At 67.5% G+C, this 6,689-nt stretch carries 5 protein-coding genes and 1 pseudogene; 4 read left to right on the top strand and 2 right to left on the bottom strand.

The window, feature by feature from the left end; all coding sequences use genetic code 11:
* The 3 genes and pseudogenes from QK444_RS30205 to QK444_RS30195 all read left to right on the top strand — a co-directional run.
* Positions 1-1,204: pseudogene (locus tag QK444_RS30205) on the top strand (hypothetical protein); the annotation flags it as partial.
* 10 nt (positions 1,205-1,214) lie between these two features.
* Entirely contained in the window at positions 1,215-1,733 is a 519-nt protein-coding gene (locus QK444_RS30200) for an ImmA/IrrE family metallo-endopeptidase (RefSeq protein WP_029925400.1), read from the top strand.
* 142 nt (positions 1,734-1,875) lie between these two features.
* The gene (locus tag QK444_RS30195; RefSeq protein WP_282785514.1) at positions 1,876-2,901 is read left to right on the top strand and encodes a hypothetical protein; all 1,026 of its coding nucleotides are present in this window, start codon (positions 1,876-1,878) and stop codon (positions 2,899-2,901) included.
* A 486-nt stretch (positions 2,902-3,387) separates the two neighbouring features.
* Here QK444_RS30195 and QK444_RS30190 read toward each other — a convergent pair whose 3' ends face one another.
* Together QK444_RS30190 and QK444_RS30185 are read right to left on the bottom strand one after the other, a co-directional pair.
* Positions 3,388-3,804 carry a helix-turn-helix domain-containing protein gene (locus QK444_RS30190; RefSeq protein WP_011207048.1) on the bottom strand — a complete coding sequence of 139 codons (417 nt, stop codon included), beginning with the start codon at positions 3,802-3,804 and terminating at the stop codon, positions 3,388-3,390.
* A gap of 360 nt (positions 3,805-4,164) precedes the next feature.
* A complete protein-coding gene (locus tag QK444_RS30185; RefSeq protein ID WP_039809188.1) occupies positions 4,165-5,331 on the bottom strand; it encodes a steroid 3-ketoacyl-CoA thiolase in 1,167 nt (388 codons plus the stop codon).
* A gap of 149 nt (positions 5,332-5,480) precedes the next feature.
* Between QK444_RS30185 and QK444_RS30180 the strand changes: the two genes are divergently transcribed.
* Positions 5,481-6,689 (top strand): cytochrome P450 (locus QK444_RS30180; protein WP_282785515.1); only part of this gene is annotated, 1,209 nt, incomplete at its 3' end.

Below are 6,689 nucleotides of genomic sequence, written 5' to 3'. Positions count from 1 at the left end.
CGGGTCGGTGGTCGTCGGCTCCGGTTCCGCCGCCCTGACCACGGGGTCCGCCGCGCTCGGAACGGGTTCCGCCGCAGTGGGTTCCGCCGGCCTGGGTGCGGGCACCGTACTCGGCACCGGATCCGCGGGTATGGCGGCACTGCTCGGCCTCACCGGTTCGGCCGGTCTCGGGACCGGTTCGGCGGCAGTGGGTTCCGCCGCTGTCGGCACCGGTTCGGCGGCGGCCACCCTCGCCACGTTGTTGGGTCTCACCGGCTCCGCCGGATTGGGGACCGGTTCGGCGGCGGTCGGCTCCGCCGCTGTCGGGACGGGTTCGGCCGCGGCGACTCTCGCCACGCTGCTGGGTATCACGGGTTCGGCCGGTCTCGGGACCGGTTCGGCGGCAGTGGGTTCCGCCGCTGTCGGGACGGGTTCGGCCGCCGCGACCCTGGCCACGCTGCTGGGTATCACGGGTTCGGCGGGGCTCGGGACGGGTTCGGCCGCTGTGGGTTCCGCGGCGGTGGGATCGGCCGCTACCGGGTCGGCCGCGCTGGCCGCGCTGTGTACCGGTTCGGCGGCCGTCGGTTCGGCCGGGGTGGGCTCCGCGGGTGCGGGTTCCGCCGCCGGGTCCGCCGCGACGGGTTCGGGTGCCGGTTCGGCCGCGCTCGGCTCGGCCGCGACCGGATCGACCGGGGTCGGTTCGGCAGCCGTCGGTTCCGCCGGGATCGGTTCCGCGGCGGTCGGTTCCGCCGGGGCCGGTTCGGCGGCGACGGGTTCGGGCGCGCTGGGCTCGGCCGGGGTCGGCTCGGCCGCCGTCTGCGTCTCCCCGCTGCTGCTACTGCTGATCCCGCAGCCGACACCCGCACCGGTGCCTCCGCCCGTACCGCTGGAGATTCCGAAACCGCCCGCACCCGCGCCCCAGGTACCGCTGCCCGTGGTGGCTCCGCTGGTCGTGCCGCCCGCGGTGGAGGCGGCTCCGGCACCACCCGCGCCTCCCGCTCCGCCGGCGGCGCCCGATCCGGTGCTGGCACAGCCGGATCCGCAGGTGCGGCCCACCTCCGACTCGGGTCTGCTGCCACCGATCAAACTGCTGTCGGTCATCGGCGGACTCATTGCGCTCACGCTGGCGGGCGTGGGTTCCGGTGCAGTGAGCGCGCAGAGCGCGTCCGCGGCGCAGGCGCGGATCGATGCCGCGCGCGCCCAGTTCTTCGGCCCGAGGGCGTGAGGGGGCAGCGATGACCGAGAGTCGAGCGCATAGCAGCGCCAGCAGGTCCTACCGTCGGGTGGCGGCCGCCGTCGACGCGGTGTGCGCGGTCGCCGCCGACTTCGACGCCACCACCCTCGACGAGGTGGTCGACGCCATCTCGCTGGAGCGACGGCGGCCCATCGAGATCGCCAGCGCGCAGTTGGGGCCGGGTGTGTGCGGTCAGCGCCGCAGCTACCCGGACCGCGATGTGATCGTGCTGGCCGCCGCGCTACCCACGCGCGAGCACACCCTCGCGCACGAGCTGGGGCATATCGTGTTCGACCATCCGGGCGAGGCCGCGACCGAGGTCACGCTGGAGGCCAGCGAGGACCTCATCGCCTACATGCTCAGCCAGCGCGCACACCAGCAGATCGTGGATCTCGGCGAGGACGAACTGTGCGAGTGGGAGGCGGAGACTTTCGCGAACATGCTCATGACCCGACTGCGCGTATTCAACAGCCGCGGCGCGGGCGTCTCGGTCCTGCGCTTCGACGAGGCACTCGGATGACCGGGTCAGGGCCCGGAGGAGGCAGCGTGCGTAACCACGGAGGGTCCCCCGGGCATCCGCGAGGGAGACTGCTGACCGGGTCAGAGCCCGGAGGAGGCAGCGTACGTGATCATGGTCACCCCCTCGAGCGGGAGGACACGGCATGACCTTCTGGTTGACGGCTCTACTGGTCTGGATGGCGGCCGGGGCGCGGGTGGGCCGGGTGCTCGTCAAGCCCGCGACGACCGCGCGGGTGGCGATCGTGATCGCGGTGGCGTCCGTCGCGGCGGCCTCCACCGTGGCGATTCCGGATGTGGCGGTGGCGGTCGATCACATCGCGCCGGCCGGGGTGCGCGGAATGTGGTTGTCCGACAGGCTCACTCCCATGCTCTGGACGCTGTTCGTGACGGCGACCTCGGTGGTGGCCGCGGCGGCGTGGCCGGTGGTGTCACGCCGGAATCTGCGCCAGATCTCCTGGATGATCTATGCGGGCGGCCTCATCGCCATGACCATCACCCTGGTGTGGTCCACCACCTTCGGCTGGGTGGTCGCCCTGCTCGGCTGCGTCTTCATCGTCATCACCGGCGTGCGCAACCTGGACTGGACCACCCTGGGCCGCGGCATCGCGCTCTACACCACCGGCACCCTGGTGGTCGGTGTGCTGTCGACGCTGTCGCTGCGACGTGAGATCGATCACGCCGCCATGCCGAAACCGCAGCAGCCGGACTGGTTCTGGCCCGCCTGGCAGATCGCGTCACTGCTGATCGCCGTGGGCGCGGTGTGGATCGTGATCGAGCTCTGGCTGCGAGCTCGCCTGCTGCTGCGGGAGATTCGCACCCTGCACCGGGTGCTGGTGGCGCGCTTCCCGGAGGTGGTGACCAAGGATCAGACCGGTTCCACCACCCAGCTCAAGGCATCCGACCAGGTGGCGCAGATCATGGACGCCCTGTTCTTGCAGTCCGGCGGCGGCGTGGAGCTGGCCGATGCCGGTGCGCCGCCCGAATCGGTGGCCGAACGGGCCGAGCGGGTGGCGTTGTGGGCGCGGAATCCCTTCGGCGAGACCGTGGTCGACGGTCGATGGATCGCCCCGCCCCCCGGCGTGAGCCCACGCGGCTGGGCTCAGGCCATTGCTCGCGCCTTCGACGAGGCGCTGGAAAGTGGGGCCGGTCAGCCGTCCGCGCAGCGCTGAAACGCTCTATTCGACCGGGGTCCACCTTTCGGTGGATTCCGGTCATAAGTGCGCCGGAATGGCGATGGTCCTGACCGTCGTGTGCATCTGAAAGTGCACTTTGCACAGATCGCGTGTGCGGTTTGCACAACTCGATCGGAAATCCAGCAAAACGAAACGACCCCCCCGTGGCCGTATCCGGTACATCGCCCGACAATCTGCGCGATGCACACCAGGGGAGGTCGTCTCACCGATATGTGCTCGGACCCCGCGCAGCGATATGCCAGGAGTGCGCATATCTGCTCCGCGCAGGGGTGTACGCCACATGGTCTCTGTGCCCTGAGACCGGTGCAACACCCCATGTGCCAGCCGCACGATGGCGACGCTGCCCTGCAAGCAGCGCCGTATCGTTCGAACGCTCCTCGTGGAACCGGCTGGAAGAGTCCTGTGACAAACCAACACAGTGCGGTTCCGAGTCACTCGCACTGTGTTGCCTTGAGGCAGGGCCTATTCCGTGCCGTCCGGAGGAATTTCGGGCAGCCCCTCTGATGCCCGCAACTTCTCCGCCATGGAGGTGAGGAGGTTCTGTGATTCTTCGGAGAGGTCGAAGGCCCTACTCGACAGCCGACGCAGTCCGTAGCCCTGCAGCTGGGACAGCAGCTCCAGATCATGATCGATCTTGGCAGCGTAGATGTCGTTGAAGAAGTAGTCCGGCTTGACCTTGAAGAACTTCGCCAGCGCAGCCACCGTCTCGTCCGACGGATTCGTGCGCTGTCCCGACCGCAGCTGTGACAGATACGGTTTCGAGATCGGATGGCCGGAGGCCGTCAAGGCCGCCGCCACCTCTGCGTTGGTGTGCGGCTTACGCCCCGGGGGATGCACGGTTTCGAACAGCTTGTTCAGCCGCGCCGCGAAATCAGCCATTGTGAGCCGCCCAATTCCCTTCGCTGTACTAACAGTCGTTATCTCGGATACGTATCATTGATATTAGCGGCTCAGTAACTGAAAACCTACGCCTGATTCGCGATTTCCTTGAACCTTCTCGGCGGTGATCCGGTGAACCCGCTGTGGCTTGGGCGTTTGCGGGCCACCCTCACGGTTCTTGCGGATGGCTTAAGAGCCCCGGTTCTGGCCCGTCGCGAAGGTCTTCCGTAACAAGCCGCTAGTAGCTATAAGATAGCTGACGAGTCATCATCTTGTCTGTACCGAAGTTTGTGTGGCGTACGCCACGTTTGAGCGGTCGTAGGATGAATGTTCAACCTCATGGCCGAAAATGGTTGGGGACTAGACCCGTTCGATGATCGTGCCCGTCGCGAGTGCGCCACCGCAGCACATGAGGATCATGGCGGTGCTCTTGCCCGAGCGCTCCAGCTCGTGCAAAGCCGTTGTGATCAACCGCGATCCGGTGCTGCCGACCGGGTGGCCGAGCGCGATGGCCCCGCCGTTGACATTCACCCGGTCGAAGTCGGGCTTGTGCACCGAGGCCCAGGACAGCACCACGGATGCGAAAGCCTCGTTGATTTCGAACAAGTCGATATCGCTCATGCTCATGCCGCTGCGCTCCAGCAGGCGGGCGCACGCCTGCACCGGCCCGTCGAGTTGGTATTCGGGCTCACCGCCGACCAGGCACTGCGCCACGATGCGGGCGCGTGGGCGCAAACCATTGCGTGCGGCGGCCCTTTCGTCCATGAGTAGAACGGCTGCGGCACCGTCGGAAATCTGCGAGGAGGTGCCCGCGGTGTGAATACCGCCCTCCTGCACCGGCTTCAGCTTCGCCAGGCCCTCGCGGGTGGTCTCGCGCAGGCCCTGATCGCGGCTGACGTCCATGGTCTCGCCGGTGAGGTTGCCCTCCTTGTCCACCTGCGGCGCGCCCTTGACGGTCAGCACCTCGCGGTCGAAGCGGCCCTCCGCCCACGCCTGCGCGGCCAGCCGCTGTGAGCGCTCACCCAGGGCGTCGGTGTCGTCGCGAGTTATGCCGCGCCGCTTGGCGATTCGTTCCGCGCCGGTGAACTGGTCGGGCATGTCGATATCCCAGCTGGCCGGACGGCGGGGCCCGGCGTGGGTGCCGACATTGGCGCCCAGCGGCACGTGGCTCATGGACTCGATGCCGCAGGCCAGGCCGACCTCGATGGCCCCGGTCGAGATGAGTCCGGCGACCAGGCCCGCGGCCTGCTGGGCGGAGCCGCACTGGTTGTCGATGGTCACCGCGCCGGTCTGCCAGGGCAGGCCCGCGTGCAACCAGGCGGTGCGGGTGACATTGTTCGACTGCTCGCCGACCTGCATGACGCAGCCGCCCACGACCTGTTCCACCAGCAGGGGGTCCAAGGCCGCTCGTTCGAGCACGCCCCGCTGTGCCGCGCCGAGTAGTTCGGCGGCGTGCAGGCCGGCAAGCCAGCCGTTGCGCTTGCCGATGGGCGTGCGCGCGGCCTCGACGATGACGGGAGTTCCCATGTCGTTCCTTTCGGGTACAAACTGAAACAGGTTCGGATTCTGTTACAGCTGTTTACTAATTCGCCTTCCTCAGTCGTACCACCTGTGCTTCAATGATGGTAGAACGTGTTTCAGTCGGTCGAAGGAGACTGCTGGTGGTCGACACCTCAATGCGTCCCAATCTTCCGGACGGATTCGATGTCACGGACCCGGACATGTGGGAGAGCCGAGTCCCGGTCGAAGAATTCGCCGAATTGCGGCGGACCGCCCCCATCTGGTGGAACCCCAAATCACCGGACGTGGGCGGCTTCCACGACGACGGCTTCTGGGTGGTCAGCAAGCACGCCGACGTCAAAGAGGTCTCCCGGCGCAGCGACGTGTTCTCCAACTTCGAGAACACCGCCATCCCGCGCTTCAACGACGACATCACCCGTGAGCAGATCGAAATGCAGCGGTTCGTGATGTTGAACAAGGACGCGCCCGAGCACACCAAGCTGCGCAAGATCATCGCCAAGGGCTTCACGCCGCGCGTGATCAACGGCCTGCGCGCCGAGCTGACCGCGCGGGCGGAGCGGATCGTGCGGGCCGCCGCCGAGTCCGGGCGCGGTGACTTCGTCGAGCAGGTGGCGGCCGAACTGCCGCTGCAGGCCATCGCCGAGCTGATCGGCGTGCCGCAGGAGGACCGTAAGAAGATCTTCCGCTGGTCCAACGAGATGACCGGCTACGACGATCCGGACAGCGATGCCGACCCGCTGGTCGCCTCCACCGAGATCCTCGGCTACTCGTACCAGATGGCCGAGGAACGCAAGCGGTGTCCGGCCAGCGATATCGTCACCGAACTGGTGCAGGCCGAGATCGACGGGGAGGCGCTGTCGTCGGAGGAGTTCGGCTTCTTCGTCATGATGCTCGCCGTGGCGGGCAATGAGACCACCCGCAATGCCACCACGCACGGCATGCTCGCCTTCCTCGAGAATCCGGAGCAGTGGGAGCTGTTCAAGGAGAAGCGGCCCCTGACAGCGGCGGACGAGATCATCCGCTGGGCCACGCCGGTCAGCATGTTCCAGCGCACGGCGTTGGAGGACACGGAACTATCGGGCGTCCGGATCGAGAAGGGACAGCGCTTGGTGCTGCTCTACCGGTCGGCCAACTTCGACGAAGAGGTGTTCGAGGACCCGTTCACCTTCGACATCCTGCGGGATCCCAACCCGCACCTGTCCTTCGGCGGCACCGGCGCACACTTCTGCATCGGCGCGAACCTGGCCCGCCTCGAGGTGGAGATCATCTTCAATGCCATCGCCGATCACATGCCGGATATCACCGGCATCGGCGATCCGCGGCGACTGCGCTCCGGCTGGCTCAACGGGATCAAGGAGTTCGAG

This window comes from Nocardia sp. CC201C (assembly GCF_030010695.1).
Classification (GTDB): domain Bacteria; phylum Actinomycetota; class Actinomycetes; order Mycobacteriales; family Mycobacteriaceae; genus Nocardia; species Nocardia otitidiscaviarum.
This window is presented reverse-complemented; position numbering and strand designations above follow the sequence as displayed.

Bases quoted from the DNA above. Each gene is read 5' to 3' on its own strand.
- QK444_RS30200 (WP_029925400.1), top strand. From the start codon at position 1,215: ATGACCGAGAGTCGAGCGCATAGCAGCGCCAGCAGGTCCTACCGTCGG.
- QK444_RS30195 (WP_282785514.1), top strand. From the start codon at position 1,876: ATGACCTTCTGGTTGACGGCTCTACTGGTCTGGATGGCGGCCGGGGCG.
- QK444_RS30190 (WP_011207048.1), bottom strand. From the start codon at position 3,804: ATGGCTGATTTCGCGGCGCGGCTGAACAAGCTGTTCGAAACCGTGCAT.
- QK444_RS30185 (WP_039809188.1), bottom strand. From the start codon at position 5,331: ATGGGAACTCCCGTCATCGTCGAGGCCGCGCGCACGCCCATCGGCAAG.